The sequence below is a fragment of the Clostridium sp. AM49-4BH genome, assembly GCF_003478335.1.
In the GTDB taxonomy this organism is placed as follows: domain Bacteria; phylum Bacillota; class Clostridia; order Lachnospirales; family Lachnospiraceae; genus Butyribacter.
The window spans coordinates 1-20,623 of the sequence record NZ_QUFB01000050.1 but is presented as its reverse complement, the minus strand read 5'-3'; the positions used below and the strand labels follow the sequence as shown (position 1 = coordinate 20,623).

Below are 20,623 nucleotides of genomic sequence, written 5' to 3'. Positions count from 1 at the left end.
AAAAGAGAAATATAACGGAAAATCAAGGATATTCTTATAAAAGTTAAATTTTATGATGCATTTGCAAGTTTGAAGTCTAGAATTCTTTTTTTTCAACCTATAGAGTGCACATATTATAAAAAATAACAAAACAGTGGATGGAAATTCAAGGATTTCATGCTAGTTACTCCCTCTAAAAATCACGGAAAATCCAATAATAGAGATGTTGTCGATGGATGTAACTAAAAAGACAAGCTGAAAATGATGGAACTATCAAAGCAGTCACCCAATAAGGCAATAAAAGCAAGCTGGAATCGCCAAAACCGTAAAAGCAGTCACCCAATAAGGCGATAAAGCAAGCTGGAATCGCCAAAACCGTAAAAGCAGTCACCCAATAAGGTAATAAAAGCAAGCTGAAATCACCAAAACCGTAAAAGCAGTCACCCAATAAGGCGATAAAAGCAAGCTGGAATCGCCAAAACCATCAAAGCAGTCAATTGTGAAATATGGAAGGAGTAGATTTATGAAGGGATTAAAGAGTATGTTACTAAAGGAACAACAGTATTTGGAAACTATTTGTAGTAAGGCAGAAGAAGAATTGAAGTCGTCCCCGGATGGATGCTTGCGTGTATCAAAAGATAAGTATAGAATTCGATATTATCATTGCACGACAAATCGTAACGGGACTTATATTTCAAGCAATGACATGGAGTTAGTAAGACAACTTGCCCAAAAGAAATATAATCAATCAATCTTGAAGAAAGCTGAAATAAGACTTAAACAGGTTAAGAAGATCACGCGAGATTATTCTGATGATGAAATTGAGCAAATTTACGACAAATTACATAAGGAAAGACAATTGCTAGTGATGCCCATTGAGCCAACATGGGAGCAGAAGTTGGCACAGTGGGATGGAGAAACATATCAAGGAAAAGAATTTTATGAGGGAACGGCAGTAATTATTACAGAAAAAGGGGAGCGAGTCAGATCAAAATCAGAGAAAATTCTTGCAGATTATTTTTATCGAAACAATATTATATATAAATATGAAAAACCATTATTTCTGAAAGGATATGGTACGGTATATCCGGATTTTACTTTTTTATCAAGGAAAACAGGGGAGGAAATTTATTGGGAACATGAAGGTATGATGGATAAATCAGATTATGCTAAGACAGCAGTAAAAAAGTTAGAGTCATATCAAAAAAACGGTATCTATTTAGGGGAACGTCTAATAGCAACCTTTGAGACAGAACAGACATTGTTAAATTCCCAAATTATAGAACAACTAGTACAAAAATATTTGTTATAAAGTGGTATGAGATCTGTAATTGAAGCTTGTTTTATTTTTTGTGTTGTTGTGATATAGTCTCCTTAATTTTTTTGATCAAGATGAAAGAGTAAAAAGAATAAGAAAATGAAAGAAATCGCAAATACTATTTGACCTTATAAGACAGCCTTGGTATGGTAGTAATATATTTTTGATAATACAGATTACATTTTGGGACAGACAGATTGGAGGCTTTTATGAGTAACCTATTCCAGAAAACCAGCTCCAATTGGGTACGATATGACAAATATGAATGGAAGGAAGATAAAGAAGGTACGTTGTACATCATACCTTCACCGGATGCAAAAGTGTCTCTTTATAATCCGCTAAAGAATTCGGAGCAGATGGTATTAAAGGCGGGGTAAACCTCGGACTGATGTGCATGGATAAAAAGAATACGAAGGAACAGTAACAAAATGCCATTATGGATTTTGTTACCTGTTACGGACTGCTTGGCTTTATGACCGCACTTCCTACCACACCGGGCTTTATTACCTGCCATGCGGTGTATTTGCTGAAAAACCATTTCATCAAAGAGGAAAGCATGACCACGAAAAAATATCTTTCTTACTTCTTTCTATTTGATAAGATTGATTTTGTAAAAAAAGGGATCAGCCGCCATTTAGCAAAGATTTTTGAATCCGGTGAGCTGGATGAGGAAATGATTGTTGCAAAAATTGCAATAACAACTCAGCACGGAGCAATGCAGGATAAAACAGCTTTTGGAAAAGACTATTTTCGTGAATTGCTGGAAAGAGTTCGTTCCATCCGTGCCAGCGAACGTAGAATACAGCAACAGATAACTGATATATTTGCCGGGTGCAGCATTGATTATGATAGAGATTCCGATACCGCATATCATTTTTATGCCACCATACAGAATAAATTCCACTATGCCATTACCGGTAAAACAGCGGCTGAAATCGTCTATAATCAAGCTGACCACAACTCGGAAAATATGGGCTTGACCACATGGAAAAATGCTCCCGATGGTCGTATTCTCAAATCTGATACACCGATTGCAAAAAAAACTATTTGGACGAAAAACAGATTCGTCAATTGGAACGTGCTATTACAGGGTATTTGGATTACATAGAGGATTTGATTGAACGTGAAAACGTCTTTACAATGGAGGAATATACAGACGAGAGAGTATTGCTTGAAATGTAAAGTGCAAGCAATCTCCAAAACCCCATAGGTACGTTATCATCAAAGTATCCGTTCACAATGCCGGAAGCAAAGAGAGGGGCTTTCTGAGCACACCACACAATGCGGTTAAAACGGATTTCCCAATCCTCCTGTGTTGCAGGAGCAGGAATGGAGTGGATCTTGCGAAGAATACGTCCCGCTTCCAAGACATATATATACTGCTCGGTATCGGAATAGCCCAACATGATCTGTTTCAGCATCTTCGCCGTCGATCCAACTTTGGATGGAATAGGATGCATCTTTAAGGCGGCTTATTTCATTAAATATATTGTTGCAAATGAAATTTTAATAGCTTGATCATCGAATGAATTAAAAATGAAAAGCGTTGATCCACTCGTTCATCAGAGAATCCATTCTTTTTTTGCCCTTTGCAATTTGATTTTTATCCATGCCATTGATGTTCCAAACCATGTACAGATCATACAAAGCACCATCATGGAAAAGATAAGCACATTTGTTATAATAAGGGAACTTACCGTTTAGGTTGCTGCTATCGACAATCAGCCATTCATCACCCTGCTTTGATTTTAATCTGGTCTGCTTCGTTTTGGCAGTTACATCATCTGATATAGTTCCTATTTGCCCTGGGGTTGCATTTCCACCTTTGAAATATAGTTCTTTATTTTCTTGGAGACGAATGTGGTCAATTTCGTACGAGGTTTCGATGCGAAGAGAATCTAAAGTGTAGTCGTTTTCTCCTATAGTTGCTTCTAATGTGAGCGTGACTTTGTCATTGGGGCGATATTTCCAGTTGGCGGCTACCCATTTATTATATCCGGAAAAATCGATGGCATCTTCGGTAGATGAAAAAGTTTGTTCATAATAACCCGGCATTGCACCGGAATCCGGTATTTCCTCGGTCAAGTTATCTTGCTGATATTTTTCAACAAGAGCCTTTTTCATGCTGTCAAAACTGCCTTGAAGGGAATTTGGGTCTACTTCCTGTGCTTTCCAATTTATAGTGTATTCTGATTTCCCGTATTTAGAATGATGCTTACTCATCCACATTCCATATTTCCGTGTTGCATATGCGGTAGACCCCATAGCCAATAGAATGACAAGGATAACTGCAGCAACTTTGGAAAATTGATGCTTCGATTTCCTTTTAGAAGTACACTCTTCCCATGATTCTAATAAAAAACGGTCTTCTATGTTGGCAAGACATTCCAAATATATCTTATCACTCACAAGCTCTTTTTTCTTGCGAATTTGGTTATCTCTCGCAAGTTTCTTCTCTTTACAAAGTTGGTTATCTCTCGCAAGCTTCTTCTCTTTACAAAGTTGGTTATCACTCACAAGCTCCTTCTTCTCAAAATAGTTTTTATTCTTCATAGGCGATATCTCCCTTCCAAATAATGTTTAAGTCGGTTCCTGGTACGAAATAATTTGCTTTTGACTTTACTCGCTCCATAACCGGTTCGCTCAGACAATTCAGCAATAGACTCCCCAAACCAATAACGATGTACAAAGAGATAGCGGTCTTGTGCTTGTTCAACAGCCAGAAAATCATTAATCAATTCCGTCAGTAAACTTTCTTCGTCCACTTTATTTGGGATGATATTTTGGAGTTCATTAGATAATTCTATGACTTCCGCTTTGCGTTTTTGACGCTCTTTACTTCGAATCTTATTTAGTGCCTTATTCCGACAGATTCGTGCAGTGTATGCGAATAAATTATCTGGTTTCTTTGGTGGGATACTGTGCCATACTGCAAGTAGCACATCGTTTACACATTCTTCTGCGTCCTCTACAGAAACAAAGTTGCATGCCAATGTCATAAGCTTTGCAGAATATTGTTCCTGAAGCAGCTTTAATCCGTATTCATCCCGCTTCCATAGCATTGCTATGATCTGTTTTTCTTCCATAAAAATCTCCATTCCGCAGACGATTTTTGCGTCGAAGGAATTGCGAGCTAAATATTTATGCGAATTATATTCACATTTTTAGCATCTGCAATCAAGCTGCTTTGTGACGCCTGCGGCACAATATAGCCAATATCAAATGTAATTTGCTTCCTCTACTTATAAAGACACTTTTTTTAGAGTTGTGGTTGCGTATTCGCAGAAATAAAGTGAAATACTTTGCAGTTGTGTATTCGCAGAAATAAAATCATTTTGCTTGTTGATACAGCCTTTCAAAATCATCGGGTGACATGTAATCGCAATGACTATGAATTCGTTTGTTATTCATTGGACAACATTATTCGTACGATCTGTTCGATGTGATCAATACCAATTGCTGTATCCAGAGTGAGATCGTAATTGCCGGCATGACCCCACATGCGATGTGTGTAATAGTGGTAGTTGGCAGCACGCAGTTTCTCTTCATGAGCTATTTTTTGCAATATATTGCGTAGAGTAGCCGGTAGTTCCGGCAGCAAGCTTTATAATATCTTTGTCGTAAAAGGCAAAGCCAAGTCGTTTCGCAAGCTCCTGTCCCAAATCATGACCACCACTGCCGTATTCCCGTCCGATTGCAATGACCTGTACGGTATTTGGGATAGATGAAGCGTTTGTTTCGGCAGAAACAGAATCTGCGGCTGGTGTTGTTTTGAATAATATCGTCTCGAATGGTTTTAACCATCGCCCCAGTGTACGGGCGATGAAACCGACCAGAAGAGCAGCGATGATCGTACCTTCACGAACACCCTGTAGCTGTCCGCAAAATACAAAAGACAATATTACAGCGGTCAACGACATAGATACATCGAATGTAACTTTAGTGACACCGAATTCAGTATGCCATACTTCAACGACGGCGCGGACAAAAGATTCGCCGGGCAGCATTGCAACATTCGCCAATAATTCCGTATACACACCAAATCCAAGAATGGCACAGCCAATCAAAAGTGCAGCGATTTTGATAATATACAGTTGCGGATTGACAAAAGATAACATTTCCATTGTCAGGTCAATAAAATAGCCAAAAGCTATAGAGATTGGTATTTGCAGCAAATGCTCGGCCTTAAACTTTCGGCGGAGTATAAGCAGCTGTAACACGACCAATAGGACACTGAAATAGATGGTAAATTGTCCTAATGTAAAAGGAAAAATTAGGCTCAATACATAGGGAATGGAAGAGATTGGAGAAGTGCCAAGTGCGGCTTTCGTAATTAGACTTACGCCCAATGAATTGATAAAAAGTCCTATTAAAAATATAATATAACGTTTTAGTTTATCCATGATAATCCTCCCTACATAGTCAAGTCTTTTTTCCCTTAAAACAAGGGATTTTGTTAATTGTTTCTCTTTTCATTTTTTATTTTGTTGACAGATTATTGTAAATCTGTTGCAAAGTTTCCATAAATTCTTTCTGCGCAGTGACAGAGATATCTTTCCAAATTTCCTGCTCAATTTGTGCAAATGCCTGTTCCACGCGCTGCCACATTTCTTTGCCATAAGGTGTCAGAAATACATAAAGACTGCGGCGGTTTCCGTGAAGCATTTTGCGTTCAATCAAGTTTTTATCTTCCATTCGATTCAGAATGGAAGTCATTGATCCGGGTTCAATGTGACAAGCTCGTGCGATATCTTTTTGGCTCATGCCGTCATGATGCCCCAGATATTCTAAAACTTTTGGCTGTCCAATCGTCAGATTGGTATCGTTAAGCTGCTCTAAAATCTTTTTTTGTACTAAAGATTGAACTGCCATCAGCTGATGATGAAATGATTGTTCCATATTAACCTCCATTTCTGAGCGTTCATTGCAATAAAATACAGTATCAGTTGTATTTTTCACAGTCGGCCCGCATTTTTCGTAAAAAGTTATAATTCAAACAGTTTTCATTATAATAATATCAAATCAAAAAGTCAAATTGTTTTTGTGATTCAATGCATTGACATAAAAGGATGGTACCGTTAAGATAATTTTAATGCGAAACGGGCTTTGTATAGTGTAAGTCCGTAAATGAAATACCTAAGAACGAAGGGAGAAATCGCAATGAAAAGTTTGTTGATAAAAGACACGACCAAGGAAGAAAGAATGGCTATTATCGAAGAATCTGTCGGAGACGATGCCGGTGGATGCGATGGCTGCTCTGCAGGAATTTTAAAAATGTACGAACCTTACATCGAAGGAAAAATGGAGCTTCGTGAATGCAATATGGCATTTCGCGCGCAATATATTTCAGAAAAAGATCATCCGGTGAAAACGGAGTGCGGATATATGGGGAGATAATTTGTATGGCAGTACAGAATAGAATCAAAATACAAAACATAACCTATCCGGAGCTGGATATTTATGTCAGAGAGCGGGAGGCACAGTTGAAATTTCGCCCGGCGCATCAGCCGGGAATCTTTATTGCGGAGAGTCCTATTGTGATAGAGAGGGCGCTTGATGCCGGGTACGAACCGATTTCTCTTCTTATGGAAGATGCGCACTTTGACAAACAAGGGCGCAAAATTATTGAACGATGTGGAGACATTCCAGTGTATACGGCGCCGTTTGAAGTGTTGACGCAGATCACCGGCTTTCAGCTCACGCGCGGTATGTTGTGTGCCATGTACCGCGGAGAATTGCCGTCTGTCGAGGAAGCCTGTCGACAGGCGAGACGGATCGCTGTGCTTGAAAATGTTGTGAATCCGACAAATGTTGGAGCAATCTTTCGCTCGGCGGCAGCATTGAATATGGATGCTGTACTACTTACATCGGCTTGCAGTGATCCACTGTATCGTCGTGCAATTCGAGTAAGTATGGGAACTGTGTTTCAGATTCCGTGGACATTTTTGCCAAATGATGAGCAATATGTAGAACTCTTGCGGCAATTGAGGTTCAAAACTGCAGCAATGGCATTATGTGATGATTCTGTTTCGATTGATCATCCAAGTTTGCGGCAGGAAGAAAAGCTTGCCATTATTTTAGGAACGGAAGGGGAAGGACTTGCGAAAAGTACGATCGAGCAATGCGACTATACAGTACGGATTCCGATGTCACATGGTGTGGATTCATTAAATGTAGCGGCTGCAAGTGCAGTTATGTTTTGGGAACTTAGCAGGGAATCATAATATACAAGATGTCAACAAGAATCACGAAGTGATTCTTGCAGAGCAAAGCGTGGGCTTTGCTCTTGTTTTGTCTACGGCTTGTCAGATTCCATATTTTACAAGGTCAACACGTCCATCAACAACTTCAATGCCGTCGGCTTGCAGCATTTTTGTCTGCACATCTTTACCGCCAAATGCAAATTCTCCGGCTAATTCCCCTTTTGAATTTACGACACGGTAACACGGAATATGCTCCGGATCCGGATTGTGGTGCAGCGCATTGCCGACTGCACGTGCCATGCGTGGATTGCCGGCAAGCTCCGCAACTTTTCCGTAGGTTGCGACCTTTCCTCGTGGGATTTGCTTGACAGCATCGTAGATTCGTTTGGTCGGACTGTCAGCTACCAGATCATAACTTTCGGTAATCATTTGTTTGAGCGTGTCATCTGGAACAGAACCATCTAAGATAACCGTATTCCAATGCTCTTTGTTTTGGTGGTAACCGGGCAGTACAGCATCGTAGGCATTGCGCCAAAAGTCGCGCCATTCCGGATCGACTTTGATATTGATCTGTATTTGCCTGTCCTTTTCATAAGTCCACAGAAACGCTTTTTTGCTGCCGTGAACTCGAACCAACTGCCAGTTGGTATCGCGAAATGGGGCATCCTGATACGTATAAGGAAAGGATAACCCATATGCTAAAACCTCTTCACGAGTCTTCATGACTCATACCTCCTTCAAAAAATATTCCTAACGAAATTCACACATCAATTTACATTTCCGTGTCCCGTAATACTTATTATGTGGCTTTAGTGAACAGCCACTGTGTGGGAAGTTTGCGTTGTACAGATCTTAGAGTTGTATATATGGATATATTATAAGGAAAATTGGGTAAAAAGACACTACTAAAATGGAAAATATTTGTTGGGAAATAGGATGTAATGCGAGAAAAAGCTCTGAAAGAAGTGTGGTTATATGATATAATAAACTCTGACGAGTTTATCTTAGGAGTTTCTTTGAAACTCCGATAGGTGCAAAAAAAGCGTGCACAGCAAATAGGGGGATATGGATCCTTAAAGTTTAGCAAACAGAAATGAGGATGGCTATGGAGATACCAAAGAGAGAGTTTAGAGGAAATGGTTTGGGAGATAAAATGCTTGCGTTGGCGGTGCTGCCGATTTTGGTGCTGGGTATTGTGTTGATGGTGGTCAGCATGCAAACATTTTCTGACAAAATGGAAGGTCATGTTCGAAAAGAGATGACGCAGCAGACGAAACTGATCTTAAAAATATTAGACGAGAATTATCCAGGTGAGTTTTCGTTGAATAAAGATGTAAAAGGAAATTATCATATTTATAAAGGCGGAAAAGATATTACAAAAGACACGGAATTTATTGATAACATGAAAGAAATTATGGGTGTGGAAGTGACACTTTTTTGTCAGGATGTACGTTTGCAGACAACGCTTCGGGATAGCAAAGGACGTTTATTTATCAATACAGCAGTTTCTTCGGTGATTACGAAAGATGTTTTGAAAAAGAAAAAAGCGCATTTTTATCGCAGTACGACAAATGTAGGAGATGAGCGGTATTTTGCTTACTATGAGCCGATTTTTTTGGAAGATGGCACCTGCTTTGGAATGGTAGGCGTATGCAGGAAAGCAACCGATATTGAAAAAAATATTCGGATGGCAGTTCGCCCGATTTTGCTATTGAGTATCGCCGCAATCTTTGTGATCGGTGCGATCAGCATTTCGTATACACGCATATTGACAAAACGAATACGCATATTGCAGCAGTTTATGAAAAAGTTGACCAAAGATGATTTTGAAGCAGAGATGCCGGCAGGTTTGCTTAAAGTAGAAGATGAAATCGGCGATCTGGCGCGCAGCGGCAAAAAGATGCAGGAGTCTATTCGCCGGCAGGTGGAATATGACGAAATGACACAATTATACAATCGTCGTTATGGCGACAAAAATTTACTTAAAATGAAAGCGCAAATGCAGATAAGCGGCATAAAGTATTGTGTGGCAATTGGAGACATCGACTTTTTCAAGAAAGTAAATGATAATTATGGGCATGAAGCTGGTGATGAAGTGCTTATTCACGTTGCCAGAGTCTTAAAGGAACAATTATTAGCAAATGGTTTTGTGTGCCGCTGGGGTGGAGAAGAGTTTTTGATCGTTATAGAAAGTCACACAATAGAGCAGGCTGAACACATATTGCAAAGCATATTGGATACGCTTCGTAATCAAACGATTACATATCAGGAGCAGCAGATTCGAGTGACAATGAGCATGGGTCTTGTTTCTGTAAAAGCAGAAGATGAAATTGACGATATTCTTCGTTGCGCAGATCAAAAACTATACGAAGCAAAAGAAAATGGACGCGATCAGATTCGGTGTTGAATCTTGGATGTCAAAAATGACCGTGATGATCATGAGAGGTTGAGCTGCCTAAAATGCCTGTGATGATCATGAGGGATTGAGCTGTCCAAAATGGTTATGCTGATCATGCATACCGCAAACAACATGGAGAGAAATAACAGGAGGAGCAAATGAAGATTACACAATTATTGCAGGAAGACAAAGTGACATTATCATTAGAGGTTTTTCCACCTAAAAAGGATACAGCAGTAGAACAAGTAAGCAGATCTGTAAGAGAAATTGCAGCACTTCAACCGGATTTTATGAGTGTTACTTATGGAGCCGGGGGTGGCACAAGTGCTTATACAGTGCAGATTGCAAAAGATATTAAAGCGGAATACAATGTGCCATCTATGGCACACTTAACCTGCGTTTCCTCTACTAAAGAAACTGTAAAAAAACAGTTGGAGTGTATGCAGGAGGCCGGGATTGAAAATGTATTGGCACTTCGAGGAGACATTCCGGCAGACGCTGAATTCCCATTGCCTGATCAATTTCATTATGCAGTTGAATTAGTGCGTTATATCAAACAAATTGCACCGGAAATGTGTATTGGCGGCGCTTGTTATCCGGAAGGACATCCGGAGGCGGTTAGCAAAGCACAGGACATTCAACATATTAAAGAGAAGGTAGACGCAGGCTGTGAATTTTTGACAACACAGATGTTTTTTGATAACAGCATATTTTATAATTATATGTATCGTCTGCGCGAAGCGGGGGTATTGGTTCCGGTTATTGCAGGGATCATGCCGATTACGCGTAAAAATCAAGTGGAACGCAGTATTCAATTGTCTGGCAGTTGCGTTCCTGCGCGATTCAAATCCATCGTTGACTGGTTTGGAGATGATCCAGCCAAAATGAAGCAGGCTGGTATCGCCTATGCAACGGATCAGATCATAGATTTGATCGCTAACGGCATTTCACATATTCATGTTTATACCATGAACGACCCGGAAGTTGCGGCCGGTATTATGAATAATTTGTCGGCAATTTTGCATTGATGTGTTGAACGATAGGATAGAGCTGAAAAAAGGAGTGTAGGGTTATTATGCATAAAGCAAAAAAGAAAACAATATCCACATATCATAAAAAGAACCATACTAAAATGAGCAATAATGCTTCCAAATATTCTGCAGAGGACGAACAAACCTCTAAAGTTTCTGCACGCAGTAAATCCGTATTACTTTATAGTGCGGCATTTCTTCTTGCCGAACTGATGATGCTATTCATCCTAAAAGCAAATCATTTTTATCCGTTTGGTACGAAGTCAATGCTGATCATGGATATGCGCGATCAGAATGTGGAATTTTTGGCTTCTCTGCGTAGTATGATACATGGTGATAATTCTTTATTTTTCTCTTGGGCACGCTCTATGGGCGGCAATTACATGGGAGTATTCGCTTTTTATATTTCCAGTCCGCTCTCGTTTTTGACGTTACTATTTCCAGTCAGCAAAATGCCGGTGGCTATTGAAATTATTACTGTCCTAAAAATAGGACTGTGTTCACTGACTTTTGTGATTTATGCGAATTATCTGCGCCGAAAATACAATGGCCAGCGATATTTTGCGCTGTTGCTCCCTGCGATCGGGTATGCTTTTATGTCTTACACTATGGTATATTCTCTTAGTATTATGTGGCTCGATGGCGTTATTTTTCTCCCGCTAGTATTGCTGGGAGCAGAAAAAATATTGGATGGGAAACGTGGTATCTGTTTCATTATTTGCTATGCACTTTTGTGTATGAGTAATTATTATACGGGATATATGGTCGGTATTTTTACCGGTCTATATTTTCTGATCATGTGGATTCGTGATTACAACGCTCGCTCAAGTCGTCAACACGTTTCGGGTCATTCCACAATTAGTGAGGTTTACTCTAATAAAGAACATTGGAAACGCTTACTGCATTTTGTAATTGCTGCTTTGCTCGCAGTTGCTATGACAGCGCCTATTTTATTGCCGGCTCTCAAAGCACTCATGTCCGGAAAATTGGACTCTGGATTTACCGGTTATGAACCACAGCAATCTACGAATTTTGTATTCAAGAATCTTTTCACAAAATTGCTTCCCGGTAAATACGACAGCATTACCAATAGCGGGCTTCCTTCGATCTATCCGGGACTGTTGCTTTTGCTGCTCGCTGTGATATATTTTTTGCTGCGGCAGATAAAATTGCGGGAAAAAATTGGAATGGCAGCAATGCTGATATTATTTGCGATCAGTTTCTATTATATTCCTTTGGACAAAGTGTGGCATGGCTTCCAGTATCCAAACTGGTTTCCATATCGCTATGCTTTTTTGTGCAGCTTTACGCTGATTTATATGGCGTTGCGGAGTATTATGGTAATCACGCAGCTTGTTCATAAAAAATATGTATTATCGGCAGCGATTACCCTTTGCCTGCTTGGCACGATCATTGATATGACCGGTAACGGCCGCAAAATGTTCGACGGTCTGGACAAGGAGTTTGGTTATACCGAAATGGCAGAATATACGAAATTTATCAAAGAAACACAAACATTGGTGCAAAAGATTCAGAAACAAGATAAAGATTTGTACCGTATTAACCAGACCTATGAATTTTCTAAAAACGATGCGATGCTGCTCGGTTATAACGGTATGACACATTACTCCTCTGCGTTTAATGTTCATGTCAACAAATTGACAAAAACTTTAGGATTGGCACAATCTTATTTTTGGAATTCAGGCTATGGTTCCACGCCTCTGACTGACAGCTTGTTTGGATGTAAATACGTTCTTTCACGGCGTGATCTGTCTGCAGTATATGCAACTATAGACAGTAAGGATAACACGTTAAACGACATGGCCGCTTCTTATCAAAATAATATGGCACTTCCTTTTGCTTATGCGGTATCTGATCTGCGCAAAGCGGATAATATCGCACAACAGAGTGTATTTAGCAATGAAAATTCCTTCGTAACAGGAATTACCGGCAAACATAAAAATTATTTTTGGAATTGCAATGTTACATACTCACAGGAAGCTGCGAATACATGGACCTATCAGATAACTGCTGCTTCAAATAACCCTATGTATTTGTATATGGAGGGTAATTCGCCTTATGCCAATGTCTATGTGAACGGGACTTATATTGGAGATTATTTTTCCAATGAAACCAACTGTATTTTGTATCTGGGCAATTTCAAACAAAACGAAACGGTAACGGTTCAGGTGGTAACAACAGATGATGGCAATACGTATGGACCGTCTTATGCCGAAATTGTCCAATTAGATATGGCAACTGTTAGAGAAACGATGCAATCGTTAGCTGGGAATGCGCTTCAGGTCAAGTCTCACAGCCACGGCAAAATTACCGGTTTCATCACTTTGGCTGACGATCAGCAGGCAGTTATGACCTCCATTCCTTATGATAAGGGATGGACTATTCTCGTCGATGGTAAAAAAGTCAACTATACAACATATGCCGATACGTTTATGCAATTTAAATGCAGTCCGGGGAAACACACCGTTGAATTTCGATATGTTTCCCCAGGCTTTAAGCTCGGTATTCTGATTGCTGTCATTGGTCTTTTTGCTGCGATATTGTATTTATGTTACCCGAAGATTTTGAGCAGACGATGAGTTGGCTGCTATTCGTGGAGTTCTTTCTTAATGTCTGAAATGGTCACTTTTTCGGAGCTGTTGCTGCCACTCATTTGCTCATGTTTATACGAATTATCGTTAATTTTATTTAACTGGGCATATTTGCCACACACTCGACCATAATTGCCATTTAGGATTCCATCTTTCTTAAATTTGGTTAAGTAGTATATTGCTTCTGTACCTACTACAGGTTCGCCTTCGCCATTAATGGTTTCCTGCAAAATAGTGTCGTTTATTTTCTCTTTGGACCATTCTTTGTATCGGAATGCATCCTTATAATATGCAATGTGATCTGTCAAAGGGACATAACCGCCAGACTGATATAAAGTAATGGAATCGCCTTTTTTCAAGGTCCCAGACAGACTGTTTTGAATGTCCAGTTCAATTTTTGTCCAAGCATCCCCATCAATAACAACATACTGAAAAGTGCGTATTTTTGCTTCAACGATTTCTTGGGCTTCTTCGCTCATGTCCTGCAGATCGGAGGATATCGCATAGTCGTTTTCGGAAACAATTTTTTCAGTATTATGATATTTTTGGACATCAACGGTTACGTCATTACTTTCAGTATGTTTGCCATTTTCTGCGGTGGCAACTTTTGCATCTTTGGGAGCTTCAGTTGCTTGTTTTGACTGCTCTGCTTTTTTACTGTCACCTTGGGATGCGTTCTTGTTTTCACATGCTAATAGCATACACATACTGATTAATAAAACGCCTGTTGCAAAATAAATTTTTTTCATTTTGACCACCTTCCTATGATTCTAGATCATATAATAATATTTTCTAATATTTTTAAAATTTATACTATTAATTATACTATTTATATAAATGATTTATCGCCTTTAAGTCATTTTTAGAAGCTCGCTTAGCATTTCTTCCATCACCGTATTGGCACATAATACTGCTGCTGATCATATGATGCGACAACCCCATTGCGTGACCTAATTCATGAGCACAAGTAGCTTGCCGTTGTGCAGCGGGAATAGAGTTCAAGGTTGAGGTATCTAGCTTTATATAAGCATAACTATAGTTTTTGCTAAGCGCTCCTTTTTTGTTAAGTTTCAACAAAGTTCCACCGTGTTTATAAAAAGATGTTTGACCAAGAACGCCAACATCCAAGGTGCCCTTTAGAAAATCGAATACTGATTTTGAACGGTTGATGTTTTTTTTATTGATATTGGTGTTGTTACTCCTAAGGAATCTGTTGTATGTACCCACTGTGAAACAGCCTTTTTTATATAAGCTTCATAGGTACTCGAGAACGCATTATGAATCCAGTAATAACGATTGGTATATCCATAATTGCCTACCCCTCCATTTATTGTATGATCACCAAACGTATGAAGACCATGTTTGCATATATATCCATCTTTTGCTTGTGCGTTTTGTTGATTACTGCAAAGAATTCCACTAATTAATACAATGCCAATAAGAAATTTTTTAAATTTTTTGTACCGTTTTTGTTTCATTATGTTCTCCTCCTTACTTGTAAAGAATTTTTACTATACCATTTTGAGATTGTATGGTATAATGATTTTTGGATTTTTTGTTATGTTTTTGTTCTGCTTATGATGGGCTTGCCCGTCGTGGAACAAGAACATTTTTTGGTGAGATTATAATTGACAATTGAGATATAGATATTATTGTATTCTTCATTATTTTCCACCCTCCTTTCGATGTATAACATTATATCTTTATGTTATAAGTCTGTCAATAAGTAATTTACTTTGTAAAGTATTAAACGTTAATGCATCGATTGACAGTACATAAAAAAATCTGTATACTAACAATAGACAGCCGTAATTGGCTGAAACAGGCTAAACATGAGCTAATAACCTTAAAGGTGTGAGAATATGGCAGAAAAGAAAGAACCAAAAGTAACAAAAGGTAACATCAAAAATGGGACAATTGAGCTGGTATTGTTGTTACTTCTGCGTTCAGAGAAGAAGTATGGCTATCAGCTTGCCAATGAACTTTTAGAGTATAGTGAGGGGGGATATAAACTTAATGAGGCAACTATGTATCCAACATTATATCGGCTGAATGAGAAAGGCTATTTAGAGTATGAACAGATCAAGGTTGGAGTGAAACGAACGCGTGTATATTATTCAATTACAGAAAGTGGTTTGGAATATCTGGATCGGCTGTTAGATGAATACTATAGTATTACAGGGGCAATAGGTAAGATCATCACACGCACTTCGAACGAAAAATGAGGTTCGTTATTGGTAAATTTATCTTATGAACGCAAACTTCGCATAGCCAATATCATCATATCGTCACATATTGCTTATTATGTCAAAGAATATTTAGTATTTTGCAGCCACAACATAGCGATTTCTGCCGGCAGAGAACTATAGTAATTGCCTTTCCGCATTTTCATTTTAGGTGATTTCTAGATTTTGTTGTCTCTAATGATTGATTTGCATGCCCTTCGGAAACTCGAAGTCCCGGAAGCAAGGTATTCATCATTTTTGAAAGGGACTTTGCGCTCGTCGTTACTTATGTCTCGTATTCCAGAGACATTAAGTAACGTGACGTAGCGCATCGTAGCGAAAGCGTCCCGTCCAAAAATGGATGATACCCTGCTAAACCGGGACATCTCAGACACTCCTTCGGGCATGTATTCATCAGAGACTTAACAAAATAAGAAATCACACAAAAACTCTGCGATCTGCGGCAATTATCTTAGTTCGCTGCCGACAGAGTAAGTTAACTTGTCGCCTGCAAAATATCACATTTATTGCAGACATAATAAGCAATATGTGAGCCGATAGCAGCTTCGGCTGTGCGAAGTTTTTCTTATGAATTGGTAAAATTAATATTACATTGAAGGGGAAGGTGGATAAAAGTGAATAAGAGGATTGTTCGCAGATATATTTCAGAGATTAAAGCAATCTATCCATTTCGTGGTCGGGGTGAACGTAAATATTTATCTTGGTTTTCGAATAATGTATGGGTATATTGTGAGGAGAATGATATTCAGGATATTGATGAACTATGCCGACAATTCGGTAAACCAAATGATGTTGTCAATAATTATTTGACTGGTATGGATATTGATGAAATTTCAAATAAGATCGTAAAATCAAGATGGATAAAACGTATTCTTGTAGGTATATTGATCGTAATTATTGTTACGTCATTAACATTAGTGGGCATTATATATCGAGAGTATAAGGTTTTAGAATCCGAACAGATTTATTTTGAAGAAGAGGTTATTGAGTGAGCAGAGGATATTTACATTAAGTATTTAAATATCCTAGTGTTTTAGAGAGGTATACCATGAATTCAAATTTTGAATATTATCGCATTTTTTATTATGTGGCAAAATATGGAAACTTGACAAAAGCGGCAGCCGCTTTGCAGACCAGCCAACCGGCGGTGACAAGAACGATTCATAAGCTGGAGGATATGTTGGGATGCAGATTGTTCGTTCGTAGTAAATCGGGGATGGAATTAACTTCCGAAGGAAATACCTTTTATCAATATATATCTGCAGGCTGTGCGCAGTTTTTTAAGGGAGAGCAGAATCTTAGCAATTTACGGTCATTAGATGGCGGTTCCATTACGATCAGTGCAACAGAGACGGCGTTACACTGCTGCCTGCTTCAGGCGATGGAAGCATTTAGTGAACTTCATCCAAAAGTTACATTTCGTATATTAAACAATAGTTCCAGAGAATCTGTCATCTCGTTAAAACAGGGACAGGTTGATATGGCAATGATCTCGTCAATACCGTTTGCCATGGAGGATCCGTTGATCGTACATACAGTGCATTCCTATACAGATATTTTGATCGGCGGTACAAAGTACAGTCATCTGAAAGGAAAGACAACTTCTTTGCCGGAATTATGTCGTTATCCGTGGGTAAGCTTAATGACGGGGACGATTACCCGTAACTTTTTGAATACATATTTTGCGGAGCGTGGGCTGCCATTTGCGCCTGCGATCGAGCTGGCTACGACAGATTTGATCCTGCCTGCGATTGAACACAATTTGGGTATTGGCTTTTTGCCACCGGAGTTTGTGCGAGGAGCATTGGATATGGGAAGCGTCTTTCAGATTCACTTTCCGGATGAAATGCCGCATCGTCGTATTTCCCTTGTATATGATACAGAGTATCCTCAAAGTATTGCGGCAACGACATTTCGAAAATTTATGTTGGAACATTTCAGTCAATTATAAAACAGCATTTTCCTATTCTATAAGAAAACGCCCTTGCAAGAGCAAAACTCCTGCAGGGGCGTTGTTTTCTTAACGAAATTGGCTGCGTATCGCAAAGGATTATTTATCCTCTGGAGTGTGCCATTCCCAATCGCGAACTTCTTCAAGATCCTGACCATACTCAGCGATATACTGCTTATGCTCAACAAGCTTGTCGTTCATCTTCTGGATGAGGTAGGAACCACGGTTTGCTAACTGTGGTAAATGCATGATCGCATCTTTTACCAAGTTGAAACGATCGATCTCGTTCTGGACTCTCATATCGAATGGAGTAGTGATCGTACCCTCTTCCTGATAACCATGAACAGATACGTTCTGGTTGTCACGACGATAAGTGAGCTCGTGAATCAATGTTGGGTAACCATGGAATGCAAAGATTACCGGCTTGTCTGTTGTAAAGATTGCATTGTACTCACTGTCGCTAAGACCGTGTGGATGTTTGTGGTTAGACTCAAGTTTGAACAAGTCAACGACATTGACAACACGAATCTTAAGTTCTGGAAGCTCATCACGAAGGATGGTAACTGCTGCCATGGTCTCAAGTGTTGGAGTATCACCACAGCATGCCATAACGATATCCGGCTCTTCGCCTTCGTCGTTACTTGCCCACTCCCAGATGCCAACACCCTGTGTGCAGTGCTTAACAGCCTGTTCCATGCTTAACCACTGATAACTTGGATGCTTAGAAGCAACGATTGCGTTTACATAGTTTTTGCTCTTTACGCAGTGATCGAAGCAGGAAAGCAAGCAGTTAGTATCTGGTGGGAGATACATACGAACAACGTCTGCTTTCTTGTTAGCAATATGATCTAAGAATCCCGGATCCTGATGTGTAAATCCGTTGTGATCCTGCTGCCATACGTTAGAAGTCAGGATGAAGTTCAAGGAAGCGATAGGACGTCTCCAAGTAAGCTGGTTACATACTTTCAACCATTTTGCATGCTGTGCAGCCATGGAATCTACGACACGGATAAATGCTTCGTAACTAGCGAAGAAACCGTGACGACCTGTGAGAAGATAACCCTCGAGCCATCCCTCGCACATATGCTCACTCAACATACCGTCCATGATACGTCCGCCTCTGGATAAGCAGTCATCTGTGTCCAGTAATTCAGCGTTCCAATCTCTGTTCTCTGCTTCAAATACTTTGTATAAACGGTTGGACATACTCTCGTCCGGTCCGAAGATACGGAAGTTCTGATTTTCTTTATTTAATACAAAAATGTCACGGATATATCCACCAAGTTCGATCATATCCTGTGCTTTTGTCTTACCAGGATCAACTTCGATACCATAAGTACGGAAGTCTGGAAGACGAAGGTCTTTTAATAACAATCCACCATTTGCGTGAGGGTTTGCACCAAGACGTGCATCTCCCTTTGGAGCAAGTTCTGCGAGCTCTGGGATCAAGCGACCCTTCTCATCGAACAACTCCTCTGCATGGTAGCTTTCTAACCAAGCCTGAAGAAGTGGTAAATGCTCTTCTGGTTTTTCCATTGTGATCGGCACCTGATGCGCACGGAAAGATCCCTCGATCTGCTGTCCGTCTACAACCTTAGGACCAGTCCATCCCTTTGGTGTACGAAGAACGATCATTGGCCACTTAGGACGCTCCGGATCATTATTCTTACGTGCATTTTCCTGGATAGCTTTGATCTTTTCAATTGCCTCATCCATAGCCTCAGCCATTAATTTGTGCATTGTCATTGGATCGTCACCTTCAACGAAGATTGGCTCCCAACCACAACCAACGAAATAGCTCTCGATCTCTTCACGAGGAATACGTGAGAAGATAGTAGGGTTGCTGATCTTATAACCGTTCAAGTTCAAAACAGGAAGAACAGCACCATCGGTAATAGGATTTAAGAACTTGTTGGACTGCCAAGAAGTAGCAAGTGGTCCAGTCTCTGCCTCACCGTCACCAACGATAACAGTAGCAATCAAGTCTGGGTTATCAAATACAGCACCGAAAGCATGAGCGATAGAATAACCAAGCTCACCACCCTCGTTGATAGAACCAGGAGTCTCTGGTGCACAGTGACTAGGTACTCCACATGGGAATGAGAACTGTTTGAACATTTTCTTCATACCCTCTTCGTCCTGGCTGATATTAGGATAGATCTCGCTGTAGGATCCCTCGAGATATGTGTTAGCGATCATGAAGTTTCCACCGTGTCCCGGACCGGAAAGTAAGATCATATCAAGATCATAACGTTTGATAACACGGTTGCAGTGTACATATACGAAGTTCTGTCCTGGAACAGTTCCCCAGTGACCTACGATTTTTTTCTTAATTTGATCCATGGTCAAAGGCTCTTTTAACAATGGGTTGTCCAAAAGATAGAGCTGACCGGCAGATAAATAGTTTGCGGCACGCCAATATGCGTCCATTTTGTCAAGCATTTCCTGAGAAAGCGGCTGCTTCTCGAGACAAGTATTCTCTGACATTTGTAACCTCCTAAATTCGTTTGTAATGAATAATTTATTTTCCAACGATACTATATTAACACAATTCATACCATCTGTTCAATCAATTCTTTCGATTCTATTCATATCAAAAATTGATGGATAAAAATGCTGTTAAATAATATCTTCAAACTTCCCATACCTCATTATCCCACACAACCACATATTGCTTATTATGTCAGTAAAACAATAGCTATTTTGCAACCGATAAAGTAAATTATCCTGCCATCAAAAAAACTAAGACAATTGCCGAAGAACGCAGAGTTTTTACGTGATTTCTTATTTTGTTAAGTCTCTGATGAATACATGCCTGAAGGAATGTCTGAGATGTCCCGGTTTAGCAAGGTATCATCCATTTTTGGACGGGACGCTTTCGCTAC

21 protein-coding genes are annotated in these 20,623 nt (G+C 39.6%); 11 read left to right on the top strand and 10 right to left on the bottom strand.

Annotated elements, in window-relative coordinates; genetic code table 11:
* The first annotated feature begins 502 nt into the window (after positions 1 to 502).
* The 3 genes from DW981_RS12090 to rhuM all read left to right on the top strand — a co-directional run bounded on the left by DW981_RS12090 (position 503) and on the right by rhuM (position 2,405).
* Entirely contained in the window at positions 503 to 1,291 is a 789-nt protein-coding gene (locus DW981_RS12090) for a hypothetical protein (RefSeq protein WP_118507896.1), read from the top strand.
* Positions 1,292 to 1,506: 215 nt separating this feature from the next.
* Positions 1,507 to 1,674: a hypothetical protein gene (locus DW981_RS15195; protein ID WP_022025343.1), complete on the top strand. Its 168-nt coding sequence runs from the start codon at positions 1,507 to 1,509 to the stop codon at positions 1,672 to 1,674.
* A gap of 59 nt (positions 1,675 to 1,733) precedes the next feature.
* Positions 1,734 to 2,405, top strand: coding sequence for a RhuM family protein (rhuM, locus tag DW981_RS12085; RefSeq protein WP_347474574.1), 672 nt, complete (start codon positions 1,734 to 1,736; stop codon positions 2,403 to 2,405).
* On the opposite strand, the gene DW981_RS15395 is transcribed toward rhuM, so the two are convergent.
* The 5 genes from DW981_RS15395 to DW981_RS12060 all read right to left on the bottom strand — a co-directional run bounded on the left by DW981_RS15395 (position 2,398) and on the right by DW981_RS12060 (position 6,196).
* The gene (locus tag DW981_RS15395) at positions 2,398 to 2,718 is read right to left on the bottom strand and encodes a hypothetical protein (protein WP_207664003.1); all 321 of its coding nucleotides are present in this window, start codon (positions 2,716 to 2,718) and stop codon (positions 2,398 to 2,400) included. The two genes, rhuM and DW981_RS15395, sit on opposite strands and share 8 nt — an antisense overlap.
* Before the next feature lie 109 nt (positions 2,719 to 2,827).
* Complete coding sequence (locus DW981_RS12075; RefSeq protein ID WP_118507895.1) at positions 2,828 to 3,850, bottom strand: hypothetical protein; 1,023 nt, start codon at positions 3,848 to 3,850, stop codon at positions 2,828 to 2,830.
* A complete protein-coding gene (locus tag DW981_RS12070) occupies positions 3,847 to 4,383 on the bottom strand; it encodes an RNA polymerase sigma factor (RefSeq protein WP_182434266.1) in 537 nt (178 codons plus the stop codon). The genes DW981_RS12075 and DW981_RS12070 overlap by 4 nt, the downstream gene beginning before the upstream one ends.
* Before the next feature lie 459 nt (positions 4,384 to 4,842).
* On the bottom strand, positions 4,843 to 5,700 hold the full coding sequence (locus DW981_RS12065) for a DUF6198 family protein (RefSeq protein ID WP_243034746.1): 858 nt from the start codon (positions 5,698 to 5,700) through the stop codon (positions 4,843 to 4,845).
* A 76-nt stretch (positions 5,701 to 5,776) separates the two neighbouring features.
* The gene (locus DW981_RS12060; RefSeq protein ID WP_118507893.1) at positions 5,777 to 6,196 is read right to left on the bottom strand and encodes a MarR family transcriptional regulator; all 420 of its coding nucleotides are present in this window, start codon (positions 6,194 to 6,196) and stop codon (positions 5,777 to 5,779) included.
* A gap of 261 nt (positions 6,197 to 6,457) precedes the next feature.
* Here DW981_RS12060 and DW981_RS12055 point away from each other — a divergent pair, with 261 nt between their 5' ends.
* Together DW981_RS12055 and DW981_RS12050 are read left to right on the top strand one after the other, a co-directional pair.
* The gene (locus DW981_RS12055; protein ID WP_118507892.1) at positions 6,458 to 6,694 is read left to right on the top strand and encodes a purine biosynthesis protein PurH; all 237 of its coding nucleotides are present in this window, start codon (positions 6,458 to 6,460) and stop codon (positions 6,692 to 6,694) included.
* A 5-nt stretch (positions 6,695 to 6,699) separates the two neighbouring features.
* Positions 6,700 to 7,521, top strand: coding sequence for an RNA methyltransferase (locus DW981_RS12050; protein ID WP_118507891.1), 822 nt, complete (start codon positions 6,700 to 6,702; stop codon positions 7,519 to 7,521).
* 81 nt (positions 7,522 to 7,602) lie between these two features.
* Here the strand turns inward: DW981_RS12050 and DW981_RS12045 are convergent, their stop codons facing one another.
* Positions 7,603 to 8,223, bottom strand: coding sequence for a methylated-DNA--[protein]-cysteine S-methyltransferase (locus tag DW981_RS12045; RefSeq protein WP_118507890.1), 621 nt, complete (start codon positions 8,221 to 8,223; stop codon positions 7,603 to 7,605).
* Positions 8,224 to 8,605: 382 nt separating this feature from the next.
* Between DW981_RS12045 and DW981_RS12040 the strand changes: the two genes are divergently transcribed.
* The 3 genes from DW981_RS12040 (at position 8,606) to DW981_RS12030 (ending at position 13,529) form a co-directional block, all read left to right on the top strand.
* A complete protein-coding gene (locus DW981_RS12040) occupies positions 8,606 to 9,907 on the top strand; it encodes a diguanylate cyclase (protein WP_022025353.1) in 1,302 nt (433 codons plus the stop codon).
* Positions 9,908 to 10,056: 149 nt separating this feature from the next.
* Positions 10,057 to 10,926, top strand: a complete 870-nt coding sequence (metF, locus tag DW981_RS12035; RefSeq protein WP_118507888.1) for a methylenetetrahydrofolate reductase [NAD(P)H] — start codon at positions 10,057 to 10,059, stop codon at positions 10,924 to 10,926.
* 47 nt (positions 10,927 to 10,973) lie between these two features.
* Positions 10,974 to 13,529 (top strand): YfhO family protein, encoded by a 2,556-nt coding sequence (locus DW981_RS12030; protein ID WP_118507887.1) that lies wholly within the window; start codon positions 10,974 to 10,976, stop codon positions 13,527 to 13,529.
* Positions 13,530 to 13,537: 8 nt separating this feature from the next.
* Here the strand turns inward: DW981_RS12030 and DW981_RS12025 are convergent, their stop codons facing one another.
* The 3 genes from DW981_RS12025 to DW981_RS12015 form a co-directional block, all read right to left on the bottom strand.
* Positions 13,538 to 14,290 (bottom strand): hypothetical protein, encoded by a 753-nt coding sequence (locus DW981_RS12025; RefSeq protein WP_022025356.1) that lies wholly within the window; start codon positions 14,288 to 14,290, stop codon positions 13,538 to 13,540.
* Between the two features lie 76 nt (positions 14,291 to 14,366).
* Entirely contained in the window at positions 14,367 to 14,669 is a 303-nt protein-coding gene (locus DW981_RS12020) for a matrixin family metalloprotease (RefSeq protein ID WP_118507886.1), read from the bottom strand.
* Between the two features lie 8 nt (positions 14,670 to 14,677).
* Positions 14,678 to 15,019: a hypothetical protein gene (locus tag DW981_RS12015; protein WP_118507885.1), complete on the bottom strand. Its 342-nt coding sequence runs from the start codon at positions 15,017 to 15,019 to the stop codon at positions 14,678 to 14,680.
* A gap of 384 nt (positions 15,020 to 15,403) precedes the next feature.
* Here DW981_RS12015 and DW981_RS12010 point away from each other — a divergent pair, with 384 nt between their 5' ends.
* The 3 genes from DW981_RS12010 (at position 15,404) to DW981_RS12000 (ending at position 17,738) form a co-directional block, all read left to right on the top strand.
* The gene (locus DW981_RS12010) at positions 15,404 to 15,766 is read left to right on the top strand and encodes a PadR family transcriptional regulator (protein ID WP_118507884.1); all 363 of its coding nucleotides are present in this window, start codon (positions 15,404 to 15,406) and stop codon (positions 15,764 to 15,766) included.
* A 635-nt stretch (positions 15,767 to 16,401) separates the two neighbouring features.
* On the top strand, positions 16,402 to 16,779 hold the full coding sequence (locus DW981_RS12005; RefSeq protein ID WP_118507883.1) for a DUF6120 family protein: 378 nt from the start codon (positions 16,402 to 16,404) through the stop codon (positions 16,777 to 16,779).
* A 56-nt stretch (positions 16,780 to 16,835) separates the two neighbouring features.
* Positions 16,836 to 17,738, top strand: coding sequence for a LysR family transcriptional regulator (locus DW981_RS12000; protein WP_118507882.1), 903 nt, complete (start codon positions 16,836 to 16,838; stop codon positions 17,736 to 17,738).
* A gap of 99 nt (positions 17,739 to 17,837) precedes the next feature.
* On the opposite strand, the gene DW981_RS11995 is transcribed toward DW981_RS12000, so the two are convergent.
* Positions 17,838 to 20,225, bottom strand: coding sequence for a phosphoketolase family protein (locus DW981_RS11995; RefSeq protein WP_118507881.1), 2,388 nt, complete (start codon positions 20,223 to 20,225; stop codon positions 17,838 to 17,840).
* Between the last annotated feature and the right edge of the window lie 398 nt (positions 20,226 to 20,623).

Coding starts and splice junctions, on each gene's coding strand:
- DW981_RS12025 (WP_022025356.1), bottom strand. CDS start 14,290: ATGAAAAAAATTTATTTTGCAACAGGCGTTTTATTAATCAGTATGTGT.
- DW981_RS12070 (WP_182434266.1), bottom strand. CDS start 4,383: ATGGAAGAAAAACAGATCATAGCAATGCTATGGAAGCGGGATGAATAC.
- DW981_RS12010 (WP_118507884.1), top strand. CDS start 15,404: ATGGCAGAAAAGAAAGAACCAAAAGTAACAAAAGGTAACATCAAAAAT.
- DW981_RS12050 (WP_118507891.1), top strand. CDS start 6,700: ATGGCAGTACAGAATAGAATCAAAATACAAAACATAACCTATCCGGAG.
- DW981_RS15195 (WP_022025343.1), top strand. CDS start 1,507: ATGAGTAACCTATTCCAGAAAACCAGCTCCAATTGGGTACGATATGAC.
- DW981_RS15395 (WP_207664003.1), bottom strand. CDS start 2,718: ATGCTGAAACAGATCATGTTGGGCTATTCCGATACCGAGCAGTATATA.
- DW981_RS12075 (WP_118507895.1), bottom strand. CDS start 3,850: ATGAAGAATAAAAACTATTTTGAGAAGAAGGAGCTTGTGAGTGATAAC.
- DW981_RS12060 (WP_118507893.1), bottom strand. CDS start 6,196: ATGGAACAATCATTTCATCATCAGCTGATGGCAGTTCAATCTTTAGTA.
- DW981_RS12030 (WP_118507887.1), top strand. CDS start 10,974: ATGCATAAAGCAAAAAAGAAAACAATATCCACATATCATAAAAAGAAC.
- DW981_RS12055 (WP_118507892.1), top strand. CDS start 6,458: ATGAAAAGTTTGTTGATAAAAGACACGACCAAGGAAGAAAGAATGGCT.
- metF (WP_118507888.1), top strand. CDS start 10,057: ATGAAGATTACACAATTATTGCAGGAAGACAAAGTGACATTATCATTA.
- DW981_RS11995 (WP_118507881.1), bottom strand. CDS start 20,225: ATGTCAGAGAATACTTGTCTCGAGAAGCAGCCGCTTTCTCAGGAAATG.
- DW981_RS12040 (WP_022025353.1), top strand. CDS start 8,606: ATGGAGATACCAAAGAGAGAGTTTAGAGGAAATGGTTTGGGAGATAAA.
- DW981_RS12015 (WP_118507885.1), bottom strand. CDS start 15,019: ATGAAACAAAAACGGTACAAAAAATTTAAAAAATTTCTTATTGGCATT.
- DW981_RS12065 (WP_243034746.1), bottom strand. CDS start 5,700: ATGGATAAACTAAAACGTTATATTATATTTTTAATAGGACTTTTTATC.
- rhuM (WP_347474574.1), top strand. CDS start 1,734: ATGGATTTTGTTACCTGTTACGGACTGCTTGGCTTTATGACCGCACTT.
- DW981_RS12000 (WP_118507882.1), top strand. CDS start 16,836: ATGAATTCAAATTTTGAATATTATCGCATTTTTTATTATGTGGCAAAA.
- DW981_RS12045 (WP_118507890.1), bottom strand. CDS start 8,223: ATGAAGACTCGTGAAGAGGTTTTAGCATATGGGTTATCCTTTCCTTAT.
- DW981_RS12090 (WP_118507896.1), top strand. CDS start 503: ATGAAGGGATTAAAGAGTATGTTACTAAAGGAACAACAGTATTTGGAA.